Genomic DNA, 1,055 nt, shown 5'->3' with positions numbered 1-1,055 from the left:
TCAGGCGTGCCGGTCTCGGGACTGGCATCCCCCAGCCTGGTATAACTGATCCCGGTCGTGATCCTGATCCTGTCCTGCGTGTAGATGGCCGCCAGACTGACGCCCTTCCGGCCGTTGACCGGCGCCAGCGGCGAGACAAGGTCACTGCCGGACTTCTCGTAGGTGACGCTGGCCATGCCAGACCAGGTCTTGGTGAACGTGCGGCCCACGCCAATGGTGAAGGTGGTGCTATCGTCGAGATCGACAAGGCCGCTGCCGGTCACCTGAAGGAGCTTCTCAGGGTCCACACGGAAGCTTGACCAATCCACCCAGCGGATGGAGCCGAAGACAAGGGTGTTGGGATCGATGCCGGTCTGGAACTCGAGGTTCCAGGATTTCGGCGTCTTGACCGTCAGCCTGGACCGCCCGTCCAGAAGCGCCAAGGCCGGCGCGGGGCCGGGTCCATCGGGATCCACAGGAGGACCGGTCTCAGAGATGTCGAAGTCATGCTCGATCACTGCATTATAGGTCAGGGACACACGGGCGGCGATGTCCGGTCTTTCCCACGACACCCCGGCGAGCCACCCATAAGCGATATCCCTGTCCACATCGACACGGTAGCCGCTGATGGGGCCAAACGCTGCGCCGGCCAAGGTCACGCGTCCATCCGTGCGCGCTCCGCGGAGACCCGCGTGAACCCCGAAGCCGCTTTCCGGAACAGCAAAGCGGATGATGCCGGTCAGGTCGGTGTTGTTGATGACCACGCCGGTTCCGCCAAGATTGAACGAACCACTGGCTGGATAGGCGATGTCGGCCCCGAATGGCTGGTCCAGGATGATCGCGGCTGACCAGAGATCGTTGAACTGGTGCTTATAGGCAAAGCCGAAGTTGTCGTAGGAGGGCGCAACATCGCCAGTGCGCTCACCACCGGAATAGAGGCCAAGCGGCAGGTCTGTTCCTGTGATGCCGGGCGAGACATGGCCATAGCTCAGCTCGAGATAGTTGCCTGGTTCGAAAAGAGGACCGAGAAACTGGCTGCTCCGCTCGACACCGCCAGCATGGAGCGTGGTGCCGCA

General features: G+C 62.5%; 1 protein-coding gene. It reads right to left on the bottom strand.

Annotation, left to right across the window (positions count from 1 at the left end; translation table 11 throughout):
* Positions 1-1,055, bottom strand: a 1,055-nt coding sequence (locus CK944_RS22245) for an outer membrane protein transport protein (protein ID WP_103175194.1), incomplete at both ends; no start/stop codon positions are given.

Origin of the sequence: Paracoccus sp. SY (assembly GCF_002901215.1) — a bacterium.
Taxonomy (GTDB): Bacteria; Pseudomonadota; Alphaproteobacteria; order Rhodobacterales; family Rhodobacteraceae; genus Paracoccus; species Paracoccus acridae.
Note: the sequence above shows the minus strand (reverse complement) of the source record. Positions and strands in the feature narration are given on the sequence as shown.